20 protein-coding genes are annotated in these 22157 nt (G+C 69.6%); 6 read left to right on the forward strand and 14 right to left on the reverse strand.

Annotation, left to right across the window (positions count from 1 at the left end; all coding sequences use genetic code 11):
- Nucleotides 1-37: 37 nt before the first annotated feature.
- Complete coding sequence (phhA, locus tag E2F46_RS09390) at nucleotides 38-928, reverse strand: phenylalanine 4-monooxygenase (RefSeq protein WP_133321834.1); 891 nt, start codon at nucleotides 926-928, stop codon at nucleotides 38-40.
- 114 nt (nucleotides 929-1042) lie between these two features.
- Between phhA and E2F46_RS09395 the strand changes: the two genes are divergently transcribed.
- Both E2F46_RS09395 and E2F46_RS09400 read left to right on the forward strand, forming a co-directional pair.
- Nucleotides 1043-1540, forward strand: coding sequence for an Lrp/AsnC family transcriptional regulator (locus E2F46_RS09395; RefSeq protein ID WP_243720373.1), 498 nt, complete (start codon nucleotides 1043-1045; stop codon nucleotides 1538-1540).
- 71 nt (nucleotides 1541-1611) lie between these two features.
- Nucleotides 1612-2964: an SEL1-like repeat protein gene (locus tag E2F46_RS09400; RefSeq protein WP_133321835.1), complete on the forward strand. Its 1353-nt coding sequence runs from the start codon at nucleotides 1612-1614 to the stop codon at nucleotides 2962-2964.
- 63 nt (nucleotides 2965-3027) lie between these two features.
- On the opposite strand, the gene E2F46_RS09405 is transcribed toward E2F46_RS09400, so the two are convergent.
- From E2F46_RS09405 to E2F46_RS09435, 7 genes are all read right to left on the reverse strand, one after another.
- Nucleotides 3028-4371 carry an esterase/lipase family protein gene (locus E2F46_RS09405; protein WP_133321836.1) on the reverse strand — a complete coding sequence of 448 codons (1344 nt, stop codon included), beginning with the start codon at nucleotides 4369-4371 and terminating at the stop codon, nucleotides 3028-3030.
- Nucleotides 4372-4483: 112 nt separating this feature from the next.
- Nucleotides 4484-5524 carry a class A beta-lactamase gene (gene bla / locus E2F46_RS09410; RefSeq protein WP_165967419.1) on the reverse strand — a complete coding sequence of 347 codons (1041 nt, stop codon included), beginning with the start codon at nucleotides 5522-5524 and terminating at the stop codon, nucleotides 4484-4486.
- Between the two features lie 211 nt (nucleotides 5525-5735).
- Entirely contained in the window at nucleotides 5736-6149 is a 414-nt protein-coding gene (locus E2F46_RS09415) for a hypothetical protein (RefSeq protein ID WP_133321838.1), read from the reverse strand.
- Between the two features lie 25 nt (nucleotides 6150-6174).
- The gene (locus E2F46_RS09420; protein ID WP_165967420.1) at nucleotides 6175-7902 is read right to left on the reverse strand and encodes a M20/M25/M40 family metallo-hydrolase; all 1728 of its coding nucleotides are present in this window, start codon (nucleotides 7900-7902) and stop codon (nucleotides 6175-6177) included.
- Nucleotides 7903-7999: 97 nt separating this feature from the next.
- Nucleotides 8000-9067, reverse strand: a complete 1068-nt coding sequence (locus tag E2F46_RS09425; RefSeq protein ID WP_133321840.1) for a serine hydrolase domain-containing protein — start codon at nucleotides 9065-9067, stop codon at nucleotides 8000-8002.
- A gap of 52 nt (nucleotides 9068-9119) precedes the next feature.
- Nucleotides 9120-9908: a rhomboid family intramembrane serine protease gene (locus E2F46_RS09430; protein ID WP_133321841.1), complete on the reverse strand. Its 789-nt coding sequence runs from the start codon at nucleotides 9906-9908 to the stop codon at nucleotides 9120-9122.
- Between the two features lie 58 nt (nucleotides 9909-9966).
- Entirely contained in the window at nucleotides 9967-10926 is a 960-nt protein-coding gene (locus E2F46_RS09435; protein WP_133321842.1) for a TerC family protein, read from the reverse strand.
- A gap of 257 nt (nucleotides 10927-11183) precedes the next feature.
- On the opposite strand from E2F46_RS09435, the gene E2F46_RS09440 reads away from it, so the two are divergent.
- Together E2F46_RS09440 and E2F46_RS09445 are read left to right on the forward strand one after the other, a co-directional pair.
- Nucleotides 11184-12353: a class I SAM-dependent rRNA methyltransferase gene (locus E2F46_RS09440; RefSeq protein ID WP_133321843.1), complete on the forward strand. Its 1170-nt coding sequence runs from the start codon at nucleotides 11184-11186 to the stop codon at nucleotides 12351-12353.
- 44 nt (nucleotides 12354-12397) lie between these two features.
- Entirely contained in the window at nucleotides 12398-14497 is a 2100-nt protein-coding gene (locus tag E2F46_RS09445) for a gluconolaconase (RefSeq protein ID WP_133321844.1), read from the forward strand.
- Nucleotides 14498-14567: 70 nt separating this feature from the next.
- On the opposite strand, the gene putP is transcribed toward E2F46_RS09445, so the two are convergent.
- From putP to E2F46_RS09470, 5 genes are all read right to left on the reverse strand, one after another.
- A complete protein-coding gene (gene putP / locus E2F46_RS09450) occupies nucleotides 14568-16055 on the reverse strand; it encodes a sodium/proline symporter PutP (RefSeq protein ID WP_133321845.1) in 1488 nt (495 codons plus the stop codon).
- A gap of 96 nt (nucleotides 16056-16151) precedes the next feature.
- Nucleotides 16152-16574, reverse strand: coding sequence for a DUF1801 domain-containing protein (locus E2F46_RS09455; RefSeq protein ID WP_133321846.1), 423 nt, complete (start codon nucleotides 16572-16574; stop codon nucleotides 16152-16154).
- Between the two features lie 12 nt (nucleotides 16575-16586).
- Nucleotides 16587-16976, reverse strand: coding sequence for a YciI family protein (locus E2F46_RS09460; RefSeq protein ID WP_133321847.1), 390 nt, complete (start codon nucleotides 16974-16976; stop codon nucleotides 16587-16589).
- The gene (locus tag E2F46_RS09465) at nucleotides 16973-17452 is read right to left on the reverse strand and encodes an AAC(3)-I family aminoglycoside N-acetyltransferase (protein WP_133321848.1); all 480 of its coding nucleotides are present in this window, start codon (nucleotides 17450-17452) and stop codon (nucleotides 16973-16975) included. The genes E2F46_RS09460 and E2F46_RS09465 overlap by 4 nt, the downstream gene beginning before the upstream one ends.
- Before the next feature lie 89 nt (nucleotides 17453-17541).
- Nucleotides 17542-18663, reverse strand: a complete 1122-nt coding sequence (locus E2F46_RS09470; RefSeq protein WP_133321849.1) for an alpha/beta fold hydrolase — start codon at nucleotides 18661-18663, stop codon at nucleotides 17542-17544.
- A 120-nt stretch (nucleotides 18664-18783) separates the two neighbouring features.
- Here E2F46_RS09470 and E2F46_RS09475 point away from each other — a divergent pair, with 120 nt between their 5' ends.
- Nucleotides 18784-20154 carry a DNA recombination protein RmuC gene (locus E2F46_RS09475; RefSeq protein ID WP_133321850.1) on the forward strand — a complete coding sequence of 457 codons (1371 nt, stop codon included), beginning with the start codon at nucleotides 18784-18786 and terminating at the stop codon, nucleotides 20152-20154.
- 36 nt (nucleotides 20155-20190) lie between these two features.
- Nucleotides 20191-20925, forward strand: coding sequence for a hypothetical protein (locus E2F46_RS09480; RefSeq protein ID WP_133321851.1), 735 nt, complete (start codon nucleotides 20191-20193; stop codon nucleotides 20923-20925).
- A 98-nt stretch (nucleotides 20926-21023) separates the two neighbouring features.
- Here E2F46_RS09480 and E2F46_RS09485 read toward each other — a convergent pair whose 3' ends face one another.
- Nucleotides 21024-22130, reverse strand: coding sequence for an MlaA family lipoprotein (locus E2F46_RS09485; protein ID WP_133321852.1), 1107 nt, complete (start codon nucleotides 22128-22130; stop codon nucleotides 21024-21026).
- Between the last annotated feature and the right edge of the window lie 27 nt (nucleotides 22131-22157).

A 22157-nucleotide genomic window follows, 5' to 3' on the forward strand; every position in this document is an offset into this window, starting at 1 on the left:
TGCGCGGCCGCAGGTGGGTTCGCGCCGGCCGGATGCGCTAGACGTCGCCTTCGCTGCTCCAGCCTTCGCCGCTGCCGCGCTGGAACACGTGGTCACCCGCCAGCACGGTGCCGGCCGGCACGGATTCCTGCGCCGCCAGCCGCGCATAGATCGGCGTGAAGTCGGGATCGGTGGCGTCCATCAACTGCTGGAAGCTGTCGATGACGAAGTAGGTCTTCTGGTAGGTGTCGATGCGATAGCGCGTGCGCATGATGCGTTCGAGGTCGAAGCCGATGCGGTTGGGCGCGGCGCTTTCCAGCGCATGCACGCTTTCGCCGGCCGACGACACGATGCCGGCGCCGTAGATGCGCAAGCCGTCGTGCTGCCGGATCAGCCCGAACTCGACGGTGTACCAGTACAGCCGCGTCAGGTTCTGCAGCGCCTCCGGGCCAATGCCGTGCGCCTTCACCCCGCCCTTGCCGTAGGCCTCCATGTAGTCGCCGAACACCGGGTTCATCAGCAGCGGCACGTGGCCGAACAGGTCGTGGAACAGGTCGGGCTCTTCGATGTAGTCGATCTGGTCCGGGCGACGGATCCACCACGTCACCGGGAAGCGGCGGTTGGCGAGGTGGTCGAAGAAGTCCAGTTCGGGCAGCAGCCCTTCCACGCCGATCAGGGTCCAACCGGTGGCCGCCATCAGCGCGTCGTTGAGCTCGGTGAACTTCGGGATGCGGTCGGGCGTCATGCCCATCGCATCCTGCGCCTGCAGGAACTCGTCGCAGGCGCGACCCGCCAGCACCTCGCGCTGGCGCGCGAACAGCGTCGCCCAGGTGGCGTGGTCGTCGTCGCTGTAACCGTCCCAGGGTTGCTCGACGATGCCGGTCGCGTACACCGGCACCTTGCCCTTGTCGGTATGCAGGTTCTCGACGCGGCGCGGTTGCGAGGACATGGCGGTCTCCGGGGGGCGGGGCTTGCGAAGGCAAGGCCAGCATAAGCGCGGGGCGGCGCAACAGGCTTGCAAAGTTGCGCGTTATCGCGCTACTGCGGCAACATCATTGCGCCAATGACGAAACAAGGGCATGAAATGGGCGCCGTCGACCTCGATCGCACCGACCTGCTGCTGCTGGCCGAACTGCAGCGCGCCGGCCGCCAGACCAATGCCGAACTGGCCGAGCGCGTGCACCTGTCGGCCTCGGCCTGCCTGCGCCGGGTGCAGCGGCTGGAGCGCAGCGGCGTGATCGCCGGGTACCGCGCCGAGGTGGATGCCGAGCGCATCGGCCTCGGCCTGCAGGCGTTCGTGCGGGTGCAGCTGAAGCAGCACGACGCCGAATCGGTCGCCGCGTTCGCGCGCCACGTCAACGCCTGGCCGGAAGTGGTGGCCTGCCACGCGCTCACCGGCGACATGGACTACCTGCTGATGATCGCCGTCGGCGACCTCGAGCATTTCTCGCGCTTCCTGCTGGACAACCTGCTGGCCGAGGCAGGCGTGGCCGACGTCAATTCCAGCTTCGTGCTGCGCACGGTGAAGGCGTTCCGCGGATTGCCGCTGCCGGCGGGATGAGGCCGGCGGACGGGGGCCTGTCGCGGTGGTGTAATCTGCCGCAAGCGGGACGGTCGCATGATGTTCCGCAAGTGATCGCCAGCACCCTCGCCGGGGATGGCGGGCGTGTTCGAAGCGCCCTGGGCAAGGGGCAAGGTCAGCGGATCGCCATGGAATTACCTGCCTTGAAAGCATGGATGCTTGCGGTTGTGGCCGGCCTGGGTGCGATCGCCGGCCCTGCCGTTGCCGAGGAAAACGTGCGTGCGAAGTACGCAGAATACGCACAGGCTTGCCGGACCGAGCCGGGGACGGATGGCAGCAACCCCTGCAGCCACGCGCTGTGGTACTACGGCGGGCGCATCTCGCTGGAGGACCTGGAAGAACCGCTGGAGCTGCTGTGGGAGAACTGCCGTCCGGAAGGCAGGATCGCCGGTTGCAGCACGCTTCACAGCTTCTACGCCGGCAACGAACGGCTTTTTGCGGACGGAACCCGCAGGACGTGGCCGCGTCAACCCGATCTGGCGCTGAAGGCGGCGCAGACTGGCTGCAGGGCAACGCTGGAGGGCGTCGGCAATTGCGGCAGCCTCGGCCTCCACCATGAGGCAGCGGGCGATTTTGCCGCTGCCGGCCGTGCCTATGCGATGGGATGCGAGGCTGGCATGAGGGCCCGCACCGGCGAATATTACGGCCAGGGCAGGGTCTGTTACTGGGCGGCGAAGAATGCTCGCGACAACCTGCAGGACCATGCCAATGCGCGCCGGTGGTTCGACTATGTCTGCGAAGCGGAGCGGGACCCGTTCGCCTGCAAGTTCCTCGGGCTGATGTACGCCCAAGGCGAGGGCGGCGAGGCGGATCCGGTCTCCGCGCTTGGCCTTTACGCGCGTGCATGCAACATGGTCGACGACATCAGGACGGGGGACGGGCAATCCTGCTTCCTGCTCGGCCAGTCGCTCGTCACGCTGCGCGATAAGGTCGTTCCGCAAGGCGCGGGCTATCGGTATCGCGCGGCGACGACGGGCGATCCGGCCCCGGAGGCGCGACCGAGGGACAATCTGGTCGTCGCGTCCCGTGCGTTCCTGCGCGCCTGCATGGATGGCCGAACCGAAGGCTGCAAGGCCCATGCCGAGCTGTTGGGCGCCTGGTCAACGGGCGGCCATCCGCGCACGCCCCTGAGGTGCCGGCTCATGGATGCCGCCGGGCAGATGGCGCCGGAAAGCGTCTGCCAGCGATTCGATTTCTACCTGTCGTCCCCGGCGGGGACGGATGATCAGTCGCCAGCGAGCGTTTTCGTCTGGCCGGATGGCGACAGGACGATCCTCGTCGGCGACGACATGGCGCCGACGCTCAACGGCGCGGCGGCGGAATGGAGTGTGTCCGGGCACTGGGAATGCGCTCGAAGCGCGGTGACGGGGCGCAGCTTTTGTCTGGCGTCGCCATCCCTGTAAGGCTTCTTCGTGGCCGGAGCGCCCAGGCCGCGCTTGCAATCAAGCTCGCGGCTCGAGGGAACATCAGGACTGGCGGAACCGAAACACCGCGTCGTCCACGATGCGCGGGATCTGGATGTCCACGCACAGCGTGCGGTGCGGGCTGAAGGCCTTGGCGAAGTCGCGGCCTTCGATGTGCCAGGCGCCGATGTCGCGGCCGGTGGCGGTGCTGTAGCCGACCTTGGCGTTCCCGGTCTTCGCCGGCGAGGCGAACACGCTGACCAGCAGCTTCTGGAACCCCAGCGTGCCGTGCATGCGCAGCGCGTCGAACTTGTCGATGTCGAGGTTCAGCGTGCGCCAGGCGCCGTTGGCGGCATACGTGTGCACGTGGCTGATCACGTCCTGGTAGAAGCGCTGCTCGAAGGTCTTGTCGCTACGCTCGCTGCGCCAGAACTCGAAGAAGAAGTCGTCCACGTCGTCACCGACGCTGTCGGCGAGGTGCACCACGGTGTTCTGTCGCCGCGGCGAGGACAGCTTCGCCGCACCCGCACGCGCATCCAGCGTGGCCTGCCACGGGAACGCGCCGTCGGCGGATTCGGGGAAGTCGCCGTCGCGCACCCGGAGCGCGCCCAGGATCAGTTCCTCGCGGATACCGTTGCGCGAGGGCTTGTCCTTCATGGTGATGTCGCTGTGGTTGTCGCCATCGACGATGGCGAAGGCGGTGGCACCGGCGGCATTGCGGAACTGCACGACGGGCGCGACCGGGCCGGGCGGGAACACCACGCTGGCCTGCGCCACCTGCAGGCTGGCGGTGCCGATGCGCACGGTGCCGTCGGAGCCGGCCTCGTTGGCGATGGCCTGGATGCCGGTGTAGCCCTTGTTGCCCACCAGCACCGTGGACAGGATGCGGCCGGCGCCGTACCAGCGCTTCGACGGCGCCACGAACAGGTCGCGATCGGCCAGCGCGCGCGTGTACGGCGAGGCGAGCTCGAGACCCCGCAGGATGCGCGTACCGGTCTGGAAGCCGGTCTTCCAGCCCTTCACCGCGCGGCCGATGAACGAGCGTCCCTTGTGCGCCAGGTGCGAACCGAAGTTGGCCGGCGCCAGCTGCAGGAAGCGTCCGATCGGCACCGTCTCCGGCGCGTGGTACCGCGTCATCCATTCGCGCACCACCAGCGCACCGGTGCTGTGCACCACGATGTCCACGCTGCGCGGCGAGGTGGGCAACCCGGCGGCATGCCACGCGCGTTCCAGCGCGATGGCGATGTCGGCATAGCCGACGTTGTCGTCCAGCGAGATCCAGTCGCCCAGACGGATGATGGTGGCCGGCACGCCGAGGTTGGCGACGAGGAACTCGCGCAGCTTCTGGAACGAGCCGAAGTCGTCGCTCCAGCCGTGGACGATGGCGATGGGATTGGGCGTGGGCATGGCGTCTCCGAACGGGGGATTCCGGAAAGTGCTTGGCAACATCGGTGCAACGGGCGCTACTCCGAGCCCAACGCAGTGCGGTGGCCGCCGCGGACAGCCGCCCCTCCCGTCGTCAGGGCACGAACAGGAAGTAGTCGTGCGCGGCGCGTGCCAGCTGGGCGATGGTGCCGGCACGCGTGGCGGCCGGCGCATCCGACTGCACGAAGGCCACCACCACCACGTGGCCGCGCCCGTCCGGCAGCGTGATCACGCCGACGTCGTTGACCATGTCGCCCACGGTGCCGGTCTTGTGCGCGACGGGCGTGTGCGGCGGCAGCGCGCCGCGCAGGCGGTCGCCGCCGGTGCGCGTGGCCTGCATGATCGCCTGCAGCAGCTGCGTGGAATCGGCCGAGAGCAGTTCGCCGCGCCAAAGCCGCGCCAGCAGCGTGGCCATGGCGCGCGCAGTGGCGGTGTCGCGTGGGTCGGCGTTGTAGGCGTCCATGTTGCGGCGACGTTCGTCGGCGTCGCGATCGCTCGCTGCGAGGGCGCCGTAACCTTCGGCATCCAGTGGCGTGGCCTGGGACGCGACGGCATCGCCGTAGTAATTGGCCAGCAGTTCCCAGATGTAGCGGTCCACGCGGATGCCGTCGATGCCCAGCGCGCGCATGCGCGCATCGACCGCGGCCGTGCCGCCGCCCAGGCGCAGCAGCAGGTCGGTGGCATTGTTGTCGCTGACGGTGATCATCATGTGCAGCAGGTCGCGCACGGTGATGGCCGAGCCGGGCGTGAGGTGCAGGTCCATCGGACCGCCCATCTGCGGATACACGTCGCCCGGCGCCAGCAGCACCTGCTGGGTGAGCGACAGAGTGCCTTCGTCGACCTGCTTGAGGATGTGCACGGCGACCGGCAGCTTCATGGTGCTGGCCATGGGGAACGCGCGGTCGCCGTCGACGAACACTGAGCGCCCGCTTTCGACATGGATCGCCGCCGCGCCGACGCTGCCACGCAGCTGGCCTGCCAGGCGCTCGGCTTCACGCTGCAGCGCGACCGGAGTAGCCGAGCTGCGTTCGCGCGCCTGCGACAGCGGCGCGGCCAGCAGCAGTGCGACCAGGGCAAGCGACGCGACGCGCTTGAGGCAAGGGAGGGAAGGGCGGCACAAGCTGATCATCGACATGCGGGCTCCGGCGAGAGACATGCCGCGCGACGTCGCGCACGGCGGACGCGACCCATGGTACGCGTGTCGTGGCGGCAGGGAGGCATGGCGTCGTCGAGGACGCGGCGCAGGCATGCCGATGACATCCGCGTCGGGCGCACCAGGGCAGGCCGCCGCCGAAGCCGCGGCGGGGATGCCAGGTCCGGTGGAGACGCGATCGCGTCAACAGGCCCTAGTGCGTGTCGCCGACATGCCGTGCGCACTGTCCGCGCGCGGTCGATTCGGTGACGCCGAAGAATGTATCAAACGTGGTGAGGGTTACCACGGACAGGTCGCTGCGATCGATGTCGATCTGGCTGCTGTACATGGCATCGCCGGCCTCGCCCGCGACGAGGGTGAGCCGGATGACATCGGGCAGCATTTGCTTCGCGTAGACCTGGCCACCACAGGCACGCTCCGCGGCACATGCCGCGTCCCGCGCGTACAGTTCAACCGCTGCCTGTTCCGTGGAATCGTCGAGGGCGGCGTGGATCCTCTGTTCCACGCCATCGTGTGTCGTTTGCACGCACTCCAGATGCGTCGTGCCCGCGGTGGACGGGACGGGAAACAACAAGGCGAGTGTGACGAGGGCCAACGGACGCATCATGGCGTCTCCTCCTGCGTGAAGCGCACTAGGGTTGCGGTGCCGGCACTGCCGCTGCAGCGGCGTCCGCGCCGAATGTCTTGCCGAAGAAATTCCCTTCGTTCCACGCCGGACGTTCCGGCGCGTCGCCGACGATGCGGCCGATGCCGGCGGCGATGCGCGCCATGCGTGCGGCGTCGTTGTAGTGGATCGGCAGGTCGGCCCGGTCGCAGGGCTTGTGGTAGCAGTTGCGCAGGAACCACGCGACGGCAAGCTTCGGGTCCTGCGCGTCGTTCGCGGCGACCACGCCGCCGTCGAGGTAGACCGCCGGGATGCCGGCGCGCACGAACGCGAACTGGTCGCTGCGCACGAAGGCCACCTGTTCCGGGAACGGGTCGGCCGACACGGTGGCGTCGTGCGCGGCGGCAGCGTCTTCCACCACTTGCTTCAGCGTGGAATGTTCGGCGCCGATCGGCACCACGTCGGTGGTGGGCGCGGTCAACACCGGCATGTCGATATTGAGGTTGCCGACCAGGCCCTCGCGCGGCACCGTGGGCCGGCGCACGAACCAGCGCGAACCCAGCAGGCCCTGTTCTTCGGCACCGACCGCCATGAACAGCATCGAGCGCGCGGGGGGCGACGCCGCGGCATGCAGTTCGCGCGCCGCTTCCAGCACGATCGCGACCCCCAGCGCGTTGTCCAGCGCGCCGTTGTGGATCGCATCGCCGTCCACCGGTTCGCCGATGCCCATGTGGTCGAGGTGGGCGGTGTAGACGAAGTGTTCGCTCGACAGGGCGGCATCGCGGCCGGGCAGCCGGCCGATGACGTTGCGCGATTCGACGCGCCGGGTGGTCGCGCGCGCCGCAAGGGTCAACGTGCCCGGCAGGTCGAAGCCCTTGAGCGTGCCGGCGTCGGCCGCGGCGAACAGGTCGGCGCCGGTCCAGCCGGTGTCGGCGAACAGCAGGTCGACTGCGGTGACGTTGACGAAGGCGCCCGCCCGCACGCCGGGAGTGCCATCGACCACCGTGCCGTCGTCGTCGACCAGCACCATCGACGGCTTGTCGGCGGTCGCGCGGATCACGTCCCAGGGGATGCGCGCCGCGAAGGACGGCGTGGGGATCGCGATCCACGCCACCGCACCTCGCGCGGCGAGCGCCTCCGCGCGCGCGGCCTGCGAGGCGTAGTAGGCGCGCATGTCGTCGTCGAAATGCGCGGGCGCTTCGGGGAACGTGAGCACGATCTTGCCGCGCAGGTCCAGGCCGGCGAGGTCGTCGTGGCCCAGGTGCGGCGCGTGCACGCCGTGCGCCACGAACACCGCGGGGGCTTCGATCTCGACGTCGGTTTCGGCGCCGCTGGCGCCGGACAGGAACTGGTCGAGGTAGGTGAGTTCGATCGTGCGGCCGCCACGGTGGATCGCCAAGCGTGCGCCCTCGGGCACGCGGGTGCTGGCCAGCATCGGGATGCGCTGGAACCAGGTGCCGTCGTCGCCCGCAGGCTGCAGGCCGATCTCGGCGAAGCGCGCGGCCACGTACGCCGCGGCGCGGTCGTAGCCGGGGGTGCCGGTCTCGCGCCCTTCCATCGCATCGTCGGCCAGCGCCAGCAGGTCGGCTTCGATGCGTTGGCCGGCGGCGGAGTCGTTCGGCGGTTTCGGCGTATCGGGGTGTGCTGCGCCGGCGGCGTCCGCGGAGGTGGTGTCATTGCCATCGCGCGTGCAGGCCGGCAGGGCGAGCATCAGGGCGAGTGCGATGGCGATCGGCGGGAACAGGAAGGGGCGCACGGCGGTTCCAGGGGCGGGGCGGGCCAAGACGCTAGCATCGGCACCTGGTGGCGGCAATGGATCGCGGCGGCCGTCCATCACGGATGCGGGCAGTGCGTCAGTCCTGCGTGTCGTCGTCGAACAGCGCCGCGATCCGCCGCGCCAGTGCATACGGACGCGGCGCGTTGCGATTGCTCAGCAACACCACTGTCAGCCGACGCTCGGGCCAGCGCAGCATCACGTTGCGGAAGCCGATGGTTTCGCCGGAATGCCACAGCAGTCGCTGGCGGCCGGCACCGTGCACGCGGATGCCGTAGCCATACCCATCCACATCCGCTTCGCCGGTGGCGATGTGCGGGGTGAACGCTTGCGTGCGGGTCGCATCGCGAAGCAGGCGGTCGTCGTGCAGGGCGGCATCCCACCGCGCCAGTTCATCGATGGACGCATGGATGCCGCCATCGCCCAGCACCGCGCTGGTGGGGCTCTGGTCGGTGCGCAGCCAGCGGCCGTCCACCCGGCTGTGGCCGTAGGCGCGGTCGGCGACCACCGAGGCGCCTTCGACGAAGGCCACGGCACCCGCCATGTCCAGCGGCGCGAAGGTCCGCGCCTGCAGGAACGCCGGGAACGACAGGCCGGAAGCGCGTTCGACCACCAGCGCCAGCAGCGCATAGCCACTGTTGCTGTAGCGGTAGGCGCTGCCCGGCACGAAGTACAGGTGGTCTTGCGCTTCCAGCAGGCGCAACACGTCGGCATCGCGCAGCTGGCGGTCGAGGCCATCGGGCAGCAGGTCTTCGTAGTCGACCAGCCCCGACGCGTGCACCAGCGCGTGGTGCAGGGTGATGTCAGCGGTCGCGGGCGGCAGCGATGGCAACCAACGGCGCAGCGGATCGTCGAGCGACAGCGTGCCGTCTTCGGCCAGCAGCAGGACGGCGGTGGCGGTGAACTGCTTGCTGACCGACGCCAGGCGGAAGCGCGTCGTGGGCGTGACCGCCACCGCGTTGTCGATGTCGGCCAGTCCGTAGCCCTTGCGCACGACGGTTGCGCCATCGCGGACCACCAGCAGCGCGGCGCCGGGGCCGTCGCCGTCGTAGCCGGCCATCAGTGCATCGATACGATCCTGCATGGCGGGAACTCCGGTGGCGCAGGCCGACGACAGGCAACACAGCATGAGGATGAGCAGGCGCATCGGCCGATTCTGGATCGGGTCGGCGTCGATGCGGTGCTGGAGGCCCGACGTTTCAATGCGCGGGCGGATCGCGTGGCGGGAAGCGCAGCACCACGCCGCGCTCGTCATCGGCCGGCGTGCGATGCCACAGCACGGGCACATCGCGTGGCGACGGTGGCTCGAACTGGTCCTGCAGCTCGCGCGCGGCGGCTTCGGCTTCCTCTTCCTCGAGTTCCCAGCTGTACTTGCGCCGCGGCGGCACCGGATCGGCATGCCGGAACAACACTGCGCCCAGCAGGCCGCCCAGCGCGCCGCCCAGGTGCGACTGCCAGGACACGCCGGGCTCGTGCGGCAGCACGGTCAGCAGCATGCCGCCGTAGAAGAAGAACGCGATCATGCCGGCCGCGATCGACGGGCGGTCGCGACGCAGCAGCCCCAGCATGAACACCAGGAACATCAGCCCGTGGGTAACGCCGCTGGCGCCGAGATGGTGCGAACCGGCAACGCCCAGCAGCCATGCGCCCAGCCCCGACCCCAGCCACATCAGCGGCAACGCGCGCAGCGTGGCGCGCGGGTACACCGCCAGCGCCAGCGTGCCGAGGATCAGCAGCGCCGATCCGTTGGCTACGAGGTGCGCGGGCGATCCGTGCAGCAGCGGCGCAGTGAGCACCCCGAGCAGGCCCGGCCACGACCACGGCGACACCGCGAACAGTCGCCAGTCGCCCATCGCCTGCAGGCCGAACACGATCACCAGCAGCAGCACGAAGGCGATGCTGGCCCGCAGCGCGCCGCTCAGCCGGCGCCGGTCGGCGGCGCGCTGGGCCTTGGGGTCGAGCGGCTCTTCGGGCATGTCCAGGTGCATGCCCGAGAGGATGGCGGCGAATTCCTGCGATGCAAGTGCGCCGTTGCGTGCCGCACGCTCAGGAGGTGGCAGGCGTACGCGGTGGCCGCGCCAGGCTCAACGCGATGGTGATGCCCAGCACCACCGCAACGGCCGCGAGCGACCACGGCACCGGGATCTTGTACACGTCGATCAGCAGCATCTTGGCGCCGATCAGCACCAGCACGATCGCCAGCCCGTAGGGCAGCAGGTGGAAACGGTCGGCCAGGCCGGCGACCAGGAAGAACATCGCGCGCAGTCCCAGCACCGCGAACACGTTCGAGGTCAGCACGATGAACGGGTCGGTGGTGATGGCGAAGATCGCCGGGATCGAATCGACCGCGAAGATCACGTCGGTCACGCCGATCATCACCAGCACGATGAACAGCGGCGTGAACTTGCGGTGGCCGGGGCGGCCCAGCCACAGTGCGCTGCCGTGGTAGCGGCGCACGAAGGGCACGTGCGTGGTCATCCAGCGCAACAGCGGGTTCTTGTCGAGGTCGGGCTCCTGCCCGGCGGCGAACCACATCTTCACGCCGGTCAGCAGCAGGAACGCGCCGAATACGTACAGCATCCAGTGGAAGTTCGCGATCAGTGCGGCACCGGCGAAGATCAGGATCGCGCGCAGCACGATCGCCAGCAGGATCCCGATCACCAGCACCCGCTGGCGCTGTTCCTCGGGCACCGCGAAGTACGTCATCAGCATCAGGAACACGAAGATGTTGTCGACCGCCAGCGCCTTCTCGACCAGGTAGCCGGTCAGGAACTCCAGCCCGATGCGCCGCGCGTCCTCGGCACCGGCGGTTTCGGCGAGGTACCACCACAGCGCCAGGTTGAACAGCAGCGCCAGCGCCACCCAGCCCGCGCTCCACCATGCCGCTTCCTTGAACGTGACCTTGTGCGCGCCGCCGTGGCGCATCAGCACCAGGTCCACCGCCAGCGCCACCAGCACCAGGCCGGTGAAGCCGGCCCACAGCCAGGCGTTGCCTATCGTTTCCATCGCGTTTTCCGTGCATGCCAAAGGGGACGACCGCAGGAACCGGCGTCTTCGGACCGTTGCACGGAATCCGGGGACATGCCTTCGCCATCGCGGCGAAGGTCTTGCTCACAACCCGTGCCTGTCGCAAGCCGGGCTGCCGTGGGACCGGGGCATCGCTGCCCGAACTGACGGCCTTCACGCGTGGGAGCTACTCCCCTTCGGCGCGCATTCTGGGCGTGCGGGCACGACGCCGTCAACGGGGCGGATAAACTGGGGCCATGACCGAACCCCTGCCCATCGTCCGCCTGAAGAACGCCTGGCGGTCCAACCATCCGTGGATCTTCCAGAAGCTGGTGGAGAAGCCGACCCCGCGGCCCAAGCCCGGCACCATCGTCGACATCGTGGGCGTGGATGGCGTGTGGATCGGCCGCGGCTTCTACAACGGCCACTCGCGCATCGCCGTGCGCATCCTCGAAACCGATCCGGACGTGGCCGTCGACGCCGCCTGGTTCGCGCGCAGGATCGCCGAGGCGGTGCGCCTGCGCCGCGAGGTGCTCGACCTCGACGCCACCACCAACGCCTGGCGCGTGGTGCACAGCGAGGGCGATGGCCTGAGCGGCCTGGTGGTGGACCGTTACGACGACCTGCTGGTGGTGGGTTTTTTCAGCGCCGGCATGTTCCGCCACCGCGAATGGATCTACGGTGCGCTGCGCGAACAGTTCCCCGGCTGCCGCTTCCACGCCAGCGCCGACGAACACGTGCAGAAGCAGGAATCGTTCGACTTCCACGACACGCGCGGGACCGAGCCGGCGGAGATCGTCGAGCACGGCATCCGCTTCCGTGCCGATCCCGCCGACGCGCACAAGACCGGCTTCTTCGCCGACCAGCGCGACAACCGCGAGTGGCTGTCGCACCGCTGCACCGGCAAGCGCGTGCTCGACCTGTGCTGCAACACCGGCGGCTTCGGCGTGTATGCGGCGGTGCGCGGCGCCAGTGAGGTGGTGGGCATCGACATCGACGATGCCGTGCTCGAGATCGCCAGGGGCAACGCGAAGCTCAACCACGTGCGCCCGCGCTTCGTGCAGGCCGACATCTTCCCGTGGCTGCGCGATGCCGCCAACAACGGCGAACGATTCGACGTGGTGATCCTCGACCCGGCGAAGATGACGCGCGACCGCGACCAGGTCATTCCCGCGCTGAAGAAGTACCTCGACATGAACAAGCTGGCGCTGGGCGTGGTGAAGCCCGGCGGCCTGTTCGCCACGTTCTCGTGCACCGGCCTGGTCAGCGAGGAGCAGTTCCTCGACATGCTCCGCCGCGCGGCGTTCTATTCCAACCGCACCGTGCAGATACTCAAGGTATCGGGCGCAGGCGCCGACCATCCGTTCCTGGCCCATGTGCAGGAATCGCGTTACCTCAAGGCGGTGTTCTGCCGCGTGCTGGATTGAACCGCCGCGTCGCGCGCGCCGCGCGGCCGGGCACGCGGCGCGCCATGGTTGCCGTCGTCGTGCTGGTGCTGCTGGCGCTGGCGGCGACCTTCGTCGTCGAATGGTGGCGCGATGCAAGGGCGCCCGAGCCGGGTGTCGCGGCAACGCCGTTCGAGTGGGCCGCGCGCATCGACCCGCTGGCGGGCGACGGCCACCGCGGTGCGCGTGACGGCCATGTCTTCGCCGCGCGCTTCGACGAGCCCTGGGGGCTGGTGCGCGCGGCCGACGGCAGCCTGTTCGTCAGCGATGGCGGCGAGGCCAACCGCATCCGCCGCGTCGCCCCCGATGGAGAAGTGACCACGTTCGCAGGCTCGACGGAAGGCTTCGCCGATGGCAGCGGTGGCGAGGCGCGCTTCCATACGCCGTCGTCGCTCGCCATCGATCGCGACGGCAATCTCTATGTCGCCGACAGCGGCAACCACGCGATCCGCAAGATCACCCGCAACGGTGTGGTGACCACGCTGGCGGGCAACGGGCGCGCCGGCTTCCGCGATGGCGATGCCGCGTCGGCGCAGTTCCACGCGCCGATGGGCGTGGCGGTGGACGATGCGGGGCGCGTTTACGTGGCCGACACCTGGAACGACCGCATCCGCGTCATCACGCCGGAGGGCCGGGTACGCACACTGGCCGGCGGCGGGCGACCGGAGCATGTCGATGGCCCCGGCGTAGTGGCACGCTTCGATACGCCCACCGCACTGGCGCTCGCGCAGGACGGCAGCCTGTGGATCGCCGATACCGGCAACGGCGCACTGCGCCGCCTCGATGCCGCGGGCGTGGTGCACACCTGGCAGCCGACGCCGGGGCGCGCCGTTTCGCCGGGGCGTGTGATCGCACTGGCCACCACGGCCGATGGGCAGCTCTACGCGGGCGAACTGTCGCCCGGCCGCGTACTGCAGCTCACGCCGCAGGGCGATGCGCGCGTGCTCGCCGGCGCGAATGCGCCGTGGTTCGCACGGCCGTCCGCGCTGTGGCGCGATGGCGATGGCGCACTGCTGGTGGCCGACGCGGCCGGCCATCGCCTGCACCGGCTGGTGCCACGCGACGACGGTGCTGGCGCCGGCGAAGGCTCGCTCGCGGACGGCCCCGTCGGCCCGTCGCCGGAGCGCGCGCTGCCCGACACGCGGCGACGCTGGCCGCTGCACCCGCAGGACGGCTGGCATGAAGTCGTCGGTACGATGGGCGAAGTGCGCGGCAACTTCCGTGGCGAAAGCCGCAGCCACCTGCACAACGGTCTCGACATCCGTGGCGACGTCGGTGCCACCGTGCTGGCGATCGCCGATGGCAAGGTCACCAGCCCGCTGGCGGCGTGGAGTTTTGGCGGGCAGGCCGAAGGCCTCGGGGTCGATGAACTGTCGTACGTGCACATGCGCGTCGGTCGCACGCCGCAGGGTCGCAACCTCGATCCGGCGCGCTTCCTCATCCCGGTCGGCGACAGCGGCCGGCCGGACCGCGTGCGTGTCGCGCGCGGCACGCGCTTCCGCGCGGGCGATGCGCTGGGCACGATCAACGCGCAGGCGCACGTGCACCTGATCGTCGGCCCCAACGGCCACCAGCACAATGCGGTGCGGCTGGGCTTCCGCAACTACGTCGATACCGTGCCGCCGCGCATCGACGGCGTGCACCTGCTCGACGCATACGACCAGCCCATCGACGCCCGCATCGATGGACGCATCCGCGTGCCGCGCGTCGGCGGCGTGCAGGTGGTGGTGGATGCCTGGGACCAGGTGGACGGCAACCTGCCGCGTCGTCGGCTGGGCCTGCATCGCGTCGGCTACCAGGTGTTGCGCGCCGACGGCACGCCGGTGCCGGGCTTCGAAACGCCCGCGATGAACCTCGACTTCTCGCGCATGCCCGCGCACCGCGGCGCGGTGAAGGTCGCCTATGCCGCCAACAGCGGCATCACCGTGCACGGCGCCGCGCGCACGCGCTTCCTGTATGTCGCCAGCAACATCGTGCGTGCCGACGAGATGGCCGTGGCGCACTGGCAACCCGCGCAGCTGCCGCCGGGCGACTACGTCATCCGCGCCCATGCCGAGGATGCCAGCGGCAACCGCGCCATCGGCGTGCGCGACCTGCCGGTCAGGCTGGTCGACGCAATGCCATAGGCGCTGGCCATGTCCGTGACCCTGCGCCTGCCTTGAACACCACCCGCCTCTCCCGGACTGCCGACCTCGCTCAGTACCCGTTCTCGCGCAGCGTCAGCCGGACCTGCTCGTGCCGGGCCTGCAGGTCCTGCGATGGCGGCTTGTCGAGGCGGCTGGCGATGACGATCGCCAGCGTCGCCAGCACGACGCCGGGCACCATTTCGTACAGCGCGCTGCCGGTGTGCCGCCACAGCACCACCGTGACCGCGCCGACCAGCATGCCGGCCAGCGCGCCGTTGCGCGTCATCCGCTTCCAGAACAGCGACAGCACCACCACCGGCCCGAACGCCGCACCAAAGCCCGCCCAGGCGTAGGAGACCAGCCCCAGCACACGGCTCTCGGGATCGCGCGCGACCCACATCGCCAGCAGCGCGACCATCAGCACCATGCCGCGGCCGAACCACACCAGTTCGCGATGACCCGCCTTGGGCCGCAGGAAACCGCGATAGAAGTCTTCCGTCAATGCGCTGGAGCACACCAGCAGCTGCGCCGACAGCGTGCTCATGATCGCGGCCAGGATGGCCGACAGCAGCACGCCGGCGATCCACGGATTGAACAGCAGCTCCGACAGCAGGATGAACACGCGCTCGGGATTGGCATCGACCGGCCCGGCGGCCGCGGGATTCGCCGCGAACCACGCGATGCCGAAGAAGCCCGTCGCCATCGCGCCGGCCAGGCACAGCACCATCCAGGTCATGCCGATGCGGCGCGCGCGGGGGATGGTCGCCAGGCTGCCGGCGGCCATGAACCGCGCCAGCAGGTGCGGCTGGCCGAAATAGCCCAGGCCCCACGCCATCGCCGAGACGATCGCGATCACGCCGCCGGTGCCGATCCACTGCAGCCGCGTCGGGTCCGCCTGTTCCACCAGCGCCATCGCCGGGCCCGGCCCGCCGACGCCGATCAGCGCGAACACCGGCACCAGCAGCAGTGCGAAGATCATCAGCGTGGCCTGCACGGTGTCGGTCCAGCTGACCGCGAGGAAGCCGCCGATGAAGGTGTAGGCGATGGTGGCTGCCGCGCCCCACAGCATCGCCTGGCCGTACGGCAGGCCGAACATGCTTTCGAACAGGCGCGCGCCGGCGACGATGCCCGACGCGCAATACACCGCGTAGAACGCCAGGATGACCACCGCCGCGAGGATGCGCAGGATGCGGGTGTCGTCGGCGAAGCGATGCGTGAAGTAGTCCGGCAGGGTCAAGGCATTGCGCGCCCGCTCGGTGTACACGCGCAGCGGGCCGGCGACGTACTTCCAGTTGCACCACGCGCCGATCACCAGGCCCACCGCGATCCACGCTTCCGACGCGCCACCGAGGTACAGCGCACCGGGCAGGCCCATCATCAGCCAGCCACTCATGTCCGACGCGCCCGCCGCCAGTGCGGTGACGTAACTGCCCAGCGAACGGCCGCCGAGGATGTAGTCGTCGAAGGTCTGCGTGCGGCGCCAGGCGATGAACCCGATGCCCACCATCAGCAGCAGGTAGGTGGAAAACGTCACGAGCAGCGGCGTGCTGAGGGTCATGCGGGCGGCACCGTCGAAAGCCTGGTTGGCGCAGAGTGTGACCGAACGCGGTGCAGCAATGCCACGGCTATGGGCATCGAGTGGCGGACCGCCGGCTCACACGCATCCAATCCATTGCCGCAGGATCGCCCGAAGCGTGGGGATGCGCGCATCCACTGCCTTGGCATCGGCGAATACCACCTGCGCGCGGTCGTTGCCCAGCCAGGTCAGCAGGCGCTGCGGATCTTCGATGTCGAGGCCGCCGGCCGGGAGGTCGCGTGCCTTCGCGCCGAGGTGCAGGATCAGCATCAGCCCGGCCTTGCCGCGCAGGTTGAAGGTGGCGAAATACTCGTCGGTGCGGAAGCTGGGCGCATTCCACTTGATGCCTTCGGCGATGGCGGGATCGACGGCCAGGATCGCCTCGCGCAGCACTTGCAATTGCGGTTTGCGTGGATCGTCCAGCGACGCCATGAACGCATCGACGGCGGCCGACGTATCGGCGCGGGTGGCGTGGCGCGCGGTGCCGTGCCTCGTCGCCATCGCAGTGCGCGCTCAGTCCGGCGTTTCGTTGGTGCGCACGTAGGCGCTGGCACGTTCCGGTTCCACCGGGCGCAATTCGTAGAACAGGCCGTGCCGGAGTGTCGGGCTGTCGGCGAGGCGCCGCGCGGCCTCTTCCAGCGAGCGCGCCACCACGAACCAGTACCCGCCGACCAGTTCCTTGGTCTCGCCGTACGGGCCGTCGATCGCCACGCCCTTGCGCGAGACCGTCGCGCCTTCGCGCGCCAGCCGTTCGCCGGTCTTCATCCGCCCGGCGGCGATATGCGCTTCCAGCCACGGGTAGAACGCGTCGATCGCGCGCTGGATGTCCTCCGGCGAGGCGTCCTTGTCCCACTGCCCGCGCGACAGCACCAGGTAGTCGTGGGGATCGTCGTTCCCGTTCATCGCCCGGGCGCCTTTGCAGGTGGAATGTCGAAATGCAGCACGTCCTCGCGCGCGCCGAGTCTGGTGTACAGCGCGATGGCCGCGTCGTCGCCATGGTCGGCCTGCACGTAGACCACCCAGGCATCGCGCGCGGCCGCTTCGCGCTGCAGCGCGGCGATCAGCGCGGTGGCGATGCCGCGCCGCCGGTGCGCCGCCTCCACCGCCAGGTCATAAATATAGATTTCGTTGCGCGCCTGCTCGAACTTCGGCAGCACGTAGGCCGCCAGCCCGCCGACCACCGCATCGCCTTCCAGCGCGGCAATGGCGATGAACGATTCGCCGCGCAGCAGGCGCGCGAGGTACAGCGTGCCCGGGGGCGCCGAAGCGTAGCTGCCGGGATCGTCGAACACGCGGCCGAACAGCGCGTTCATGTCGGCCATCAGCGCCGCGTCGCCGGCGCCGAGGATGCGGATGTCGGGGGCTTGTGCCAGCGCCATGGGGTGCCTGCGGGGGTCGCGGCCATCGCGCCGCGTGCGCAGGCTAGCGCATCGCGGGCCGATGGCATGTGCCGGACGGCAGGGCGCCATCAGCGCGGCGCGTCGCCGTCCACCGCCAGCGGACGCACGTATTCCAGCAGGCTGACCAGCAGCTTGCCCGGCTCCTCCCACGGTGCCATGTGCGCGGAACGCTCGAACCACACGCCGCGCTTGTACGGTGCCTGCACGCGGTCCAGCCACTCGGCGGTCGGTCCGGACGGCGTGGTGTAGTCGTGGCGGCCCATGAACATCAGCACCGGGATCGGGAATTCACGCACCGGCTTGAAGTCCACCTGCACGTATTCGTCCAGCAGACGGCCGAGCGTGAACAGGCTGCCTTCGTTGAGTGCGGCGCGGTCCTGTGCGTCGTAGTCGGGTGACAGCCGCGCCGCGCCGAAGAACCACAGGTTGGTCTCGTCGCGGAACGCGGCCATGCCGCCGTAGTGCTGCGGCCACTTGCGCGCAGCGACGATGCGCTCGCGGGTGATCGGCGCGTCGCCGGGGTAAGGCAGGATCGCCTCGATCTCGCGCACGGCCGCGTCGTTGCCGCGCCGCTTCGCCTCGGCCAATCCGTATTCGATGCTGATGCGCTCGTTGTCGCGCACGTTGATCGCCTGGCCAATGCCGACGTAGGCGTGGAACAGGTCCGGGCGCGCCAGTGCCGCGTGCATCGCCGGGATCGTGCCCCAGCTGTGCGCCATCAGCACCAGCTTGTCTTGGCCGAGTTTCGCGCGGACGTGCTCGGCGATGGCGACCAGGTCGTCGACGTAGGTCTGGATGCGGATCGTCCCGGCGACCGCATCGGAGTGGTCCTCGCGGAACGTCTTGCCCGCGCCGCGCTGGTCGTAGTTGACCATCGTGAAGTACTCCTCCAGCGGCCGCTGGAACTGCCACAGGCTCGGGATCGTCGGCGTCGCAGGCCCACCGTGCACGAACAGCACCACGGGATTGGCGCGGTCCTGCCCGCGGATGCTGATCCACTGGTCGATGCCGCCGATGCGCGCGGTGTAGGTCTCCTGCACGCCTTCGGGGTTGGGGATGCGCATCAGGTCCTCGACCACGGCGCGGGCGCGGGCCAGGTCGTCGACGGGCGACGGTGCCTGCGCGCGGGCGGCGGGCGTGGCGAACGCGGGCGACAGGAGGGCGGCGGCAAGCAGCAGAAGCTTCTTCATGGAAGGGTCGGTAGCGGTGGCATGGAGGGGGAAGCCTAGCGCGCGGCCGGTCGGTGTCGCGTCTGCCATCGGTCCTGCCGCGGCGCAGCCGGTGAGACGCCGCGGGCTACACTGGCCGGCATGACGAACGACCTGCTTCCGATCCTCGCCGTGGTGCTGTCCGGCCTGGCCGTGGTGCTGCTGGCGGCGCTGCTGCTGCGCCGCCCCGACGCGCGGCTGGAGCAGGCGCTGCGCGAGGAACAACGCGATGGGCGCGGCGAATTGCGGCAGCAGCTCGACAGCCTGTCCGGCGCGCAGGCGCAGCGCATCGACGCCTTCGGCGCCCAGTTGCAGGCGGTGGCGACGCGGCAGGACCAGCGCCTGGACGAGTTCACCCGGGCCACCGACCAGCGCCTCGACCTGCTGCGCGAGACCTTGGGCGAGGACGCGCGCAAGGCGCGCACGGAGGCCGCCGAGGGGCAGCAGCGCTTCGAAGCCGCGCTCGGCCAGCGGTTGGCCGAGCTGACCCAGCGCAACGAGCAGCGCATCGGCGAGATGCGCGCCACGCTGGAACAGCAGCTGCAGAAGTTGCAGGCCGACAACGCGCAGAAACTCGAACAGATGCGTGCGACGGTGGACGAGAAGCTGCAGAGCACGCTGGAAACGCGGTTGGGCCAGTCGTTCAAGCTGGTGTCGGAACGACTGGAACAGGTGCAGCGCGGGCTGGGCGAGATGCAGCAGCTGGCGACCGGTGTGGGCGACCTCAAGCGCGTGCTGACCAACGTCAAGACCCGCGGCATCTTCGGCGAAGTGCAGCTGGGCGCGCTGCTGGACCAAGTGCTGACCATTGAACAGTACGCGAGCAACGTCGCCACCGTGCCTGGTAGCGGTGACCGCGTGGAGTTCGCGGTGCGCCTGCCCGGCAGCGACGAGACGCCGATCCTGCTGCCGATCGACGCCAAGTTCCCGCGCGACGACTACGAACGCCTGCTCGACGCACAGGAGCGCGCCGATGCCGATGCAGTTGCGGCATCCGCTGCCGCGCTGGAACGACAGGTGAAGGTGGAGGCCAAACGCATCCGCGACAAGTACCTCGCGCCGCCACACACCACCGATTTCGCATTGCTGTTCCTGCCCACGGAAGGCCTGTATGCCGAAGTCCTGCGCAGGCCTGGCCTGTTCGAAGGCCTGCAGCGCGAGTTCCGGATAACGCTGGTCGGACCGACCACGTTGCTGGCCTTGCTCAACAGTCTGCAAATGGGCTTCCGCACGCTGGCGATCGAGAAGCGCTCCAGCGAAGTCTGGCAGTTGCTGGGTGGGGTGAAGGCGGAGTTCGGCAAATTCGCCGGCGTGCTGGAGAGGGCCACCACCCAACTCGACACCGTGCAGAACAGCATCAAGGCTGCCGGCGTGCGCACGCGCGCGATCGAACGCCAGCTCAAGGGCGTGGAATCGCTGCCGGGAAGCGAAGCCGTACAGTCATTGAGTGGCGAGGGCCTGCTCGACGAGTGATACTCCGCGCACGTCCCTCTGGAAGAGGTGGATGCGATGCAGCGGATGATCTGGGGATTGGCAGGCATGGCGGCGCTTGCAGCCGCCTTCCTGTTGGGGCGCTACACCGCCCCCATGCAGGCTGATGGGGGGATTGCCGCTTCGGCGGTGGACAGCGCCGAAGCGGCATCGCAGGCACGTACCGGTCCGGCTGCAGCCCTTGCGCCCGCGGACGGGCGTGCGATTCCGACGCAGGACGCCGATGCAGCGGCGGCGCGATCCATGCCTTCTTCGTCCATGAACGCCGGTGGGACGACCCGCCCGGCGACGACGGACGCGGACAGGCGCAATCCGGTGTCGATGGGGCCACAACCGCTGGCGCAGGAGGATCTGCCGAAGCTTGCGCAGGCGATCGACAGGCTGAGGGGCGAGGGCGGCGCATGGCAAGACCTGCTCGACCTGTCAGAGGCGGAGGAACCGGACGCGGAGGCACGCCGGCTCGAACGGCAGATCGAGCAGTCGATTCTCCGACACGGCGGCCTGTACACGAAGCTGCGGCTGGCACCGCCGTATTGCACCCGGTCGGTCTGCCTGCTGCGCGCGGTGGGCGCCGGCGGCATGCGCGCCCAGTCGGACTGGCAACAGCTGGTGCTGACGATGCTCAACGAGCCCTGGTTCCGCCAATCATTCGATGACATGCGGACGTCGGTCAGCAGCAGCGGAGATGACGTCCTCTACGTCACGCTCTTCGTGCGCTGCGCGCCGGGGGCGTGCCGCCTCGCCGATCGCTGACGGGAGCGCACCGGGAACACAGGCAGCACATGCGCTGGAGACGCAAGCGCGCAGGAACGGCGCAGCGATCACCGATCAGGGCGCTGCCGCGCCCGGGTTCAAGGCACCGGCGACAGCGGCACCACCGGCATCACGTCCACGGGCACGGTGGGCATGCCGTCGTCCTCCAGCAGGTAGTCGGGCAGGCCGTCGTTGTCGGAGCGACGGTTGCGGTCGCCGTGGATCTGGTAGTTGCGGCGCTGGAGCCATGCATCGCGCACCAGCGCGTACTCATCGGCGGCGCCGGCGCGCATCGAGTCGACGGCGAACAGCTGCGTGCGCAGGTCCACCAGCTGCAGGCCCTGGAGGAAGAAGCGGGTGTTGCTGTCGTCGATCTGGCGCGTGGCCGAGAGCGGCGCGTCGCCGATCAGGCCGAAGCTGTCGCGCAGCGTGCGCGGGCCGAACAGCGGCAGTTCGACATAGCGCGAGGTGCGCCAGCCCCAGACGCCGAGCGTCTGTCCGAAGTCTTCGCTGTGGCGAGGGATGTTGGCGTCGCTGGCGGGGTCGAAGATGCCGGCGATGCCCAGCGTACTGTTGAGCAGGAACCGGCCCATCGCCTGTCCCGCCGCCTTGGGCTTGCCTTGCAGCAGCGCGTTGACCGCGGTGACCGGCTGGCCGAGGTTGTTGAAGAAGTTGCTCACGCCCAGCCGCACCGGGCGCGGCACCACCGCTTCGTAGGCCTTGGCCAGCGGGCGCGCGATGGTGCGGTCCACGGCGTTGTTGAACCCATGCACGCGGCGGTTGAAGCCCTCCCACGGGTCGTAGCTGACCGGCATCTGCACGGGGTCGGGCAGGGTGGGGTCGGCGATCGGCTCGTAGACCTCGCCGCCGTAGATCGCGGCGTAGTCGAGTTCTTCCTGGGTCGGCCCGTTCTGCGTGGCATCGGCGGAAACGGCATGCTCGTCGACGACGACAGCCGCATCCATGGCGTTTCCGGCGTCCGCCACCACCACCGCCTCGGCACCGATGGCCGTCGTGGTCGCGGGCGCGCCAGTCGCCGGTTGCGTCGCGACGGCGTCGGTCGTTTCGACCGCATCCGCGGCCGTGGCGTTTCCGGCCTGGTACGGCGCGATATCCCCGCGCACGCCCCCGCCGCCGGCGCAGGCGGCGAGCAGCGAGGCGGACAACAGCAGGGCAAGGGGGTGCAGACGGGGGAGGGGGCGCATGGGAGGCGTTCCGTCGACGTCAGGACA

Origin of the sequence: Luteimonas aestuarii, assembly GCF_004357985.1 — a bacterium.
Lineage (GTDB): Bacteria > Pseudomonadota > Gammaproteobacteria > Xanthomonadales > Xanthomonadaceae > Luteimonas > Luteimonas aestuarii.

Excerpts from the sequence above, each read along its gene's own strand:
- E2F46_RS09480 (WP_133321851.1), top strand. The coding sequence starts at position 20,191 with ATGCAGCGGATGATCTGGGGATTGGCAGGCATGGCGGCGCTTGCAGCC.
- E2F46_RS09475 (WP_133321850.1), top strand. The coding sequence starts at position 18,784 with ATGACGAACGACCTGCTTCCGATCCTCGCCGTGGTGCTGTCCGGCCTG.
- E2F46_RS09440 (WP_133321843.1), top strand. The coding sequence starts at position 11,184 with ATGACCGAACCCCTGCCCATCGTCCGCCTGAAGAACGCCTGGCGGTCC.
- E2F46_RS09435 (WP_133321842.1), bottom strand. The coding sequence starts at position 10,926 with ATGGAAACGATAGGCAACGCCTGGCTGTGGGCCGGCTTCACCGGCCTG.
- E2F46_RS09470 (WP_133321849.1), bottom strand. The coding sequence starts at position 18,663 with ATGAAGAAGCTTCTGCTGCTTGCCGCCGCCCTCCTGTCGCCCGCGTTC.
- E2F46_RS09415 (WP_133321838.1), bottom strand. The coding sequence starts at position 6,149 with ATGATGCGTCCGTTGGCCCTCGTCACACTCGCCTTGTTGTTTCCCGTC.
- bla (WP_165967419.1), bottom strand. The coding sequence starts at position 5,524 with ATGTCGATGATCAGCTTGTGCCGCCCTTCCCTCCCTTGCCTCAAGCGC.
- E2F46_RS09465 (WP_133321848.1), bottom strand. The coding sequence starts at position 17,452 with ATGGCGCTGGCACAAGCCCCCGACATCCGCATCCTCGGCGCCGGCGAC.
- E2F46_RS09405 (WP_133321836.1), bottom strand. The coding sequence starts at position 4,371 with ATGCCCACGCCCAATCCCATCGCCATCGTCCACGGCTGGAGCGACGAC.
- phhA (WP_133321834.1), bottom strand. The coding sequence starts at position 928 with ATGTCCTCGCAACCGCGCCGCGTCGAGAACCTGCATACCGACAAGGGC.
- E2F46_RS09395 (WP_243720373.1), top strand. The coding sequence starts at position 1,043 with ATGACGAAACAAGGGCATGAAATGGGCGCCGTCGACCTCGATCGCACC.
- E2F46_RS09445 (WP_133321844.1), top strand. The coding sequence starts at position 12,398 with ATGGTTGCCGTCGTCGTGCTGGTGCTGCTGGCGCTGGCGGCGACCTTC.
- E2F46_RS09430 (WP_133321841.1), bottom strand. The coding sequence starts at position 9,908 with ATGCACCTGGACATGCCCGAAGAGCCGCTCGACCCCAAGGCCCAGCGC.
- putP (WP_133321845.1), bottom strand. The coding sequence starts at position 16,055 with ATGACCCTCAGCACGCCGCTGCTCGTGACGTTTTCCACCTACCTGCTG.
- E2F46_RS09425 (WP_133321840.1), bottom strand. The coding sequence starts at position 9,067 with ATGCGCCTGCTCATCCTCATGCTGTGTTGCCTGTCGTCGGCCTGCGCC.
- E2F46_RS09460 (WP_133321847.1), bottom strand. The coding sequence starts at position 16,976 with ATGAACGGGAACGACGATCCCCACGACTACCTGGTGCTGTCGCGCGGG.
- E2F46_RS09455 (WP_133321846.1), bottom strand. The coding sequence starts at position 16,574 with ATGGCGACGAGGCACGGCACCGCGCGCCACGCCACCCGCGCCGATACG.
- E2F46_RS09485 (WP_133321852.1), bottom strand. The coding sequence starts at position 22,130 with ATGCGCCCCCTCCCCCGTCTGCACCCCCTTGCCCTGCTGTTGTCCGCC.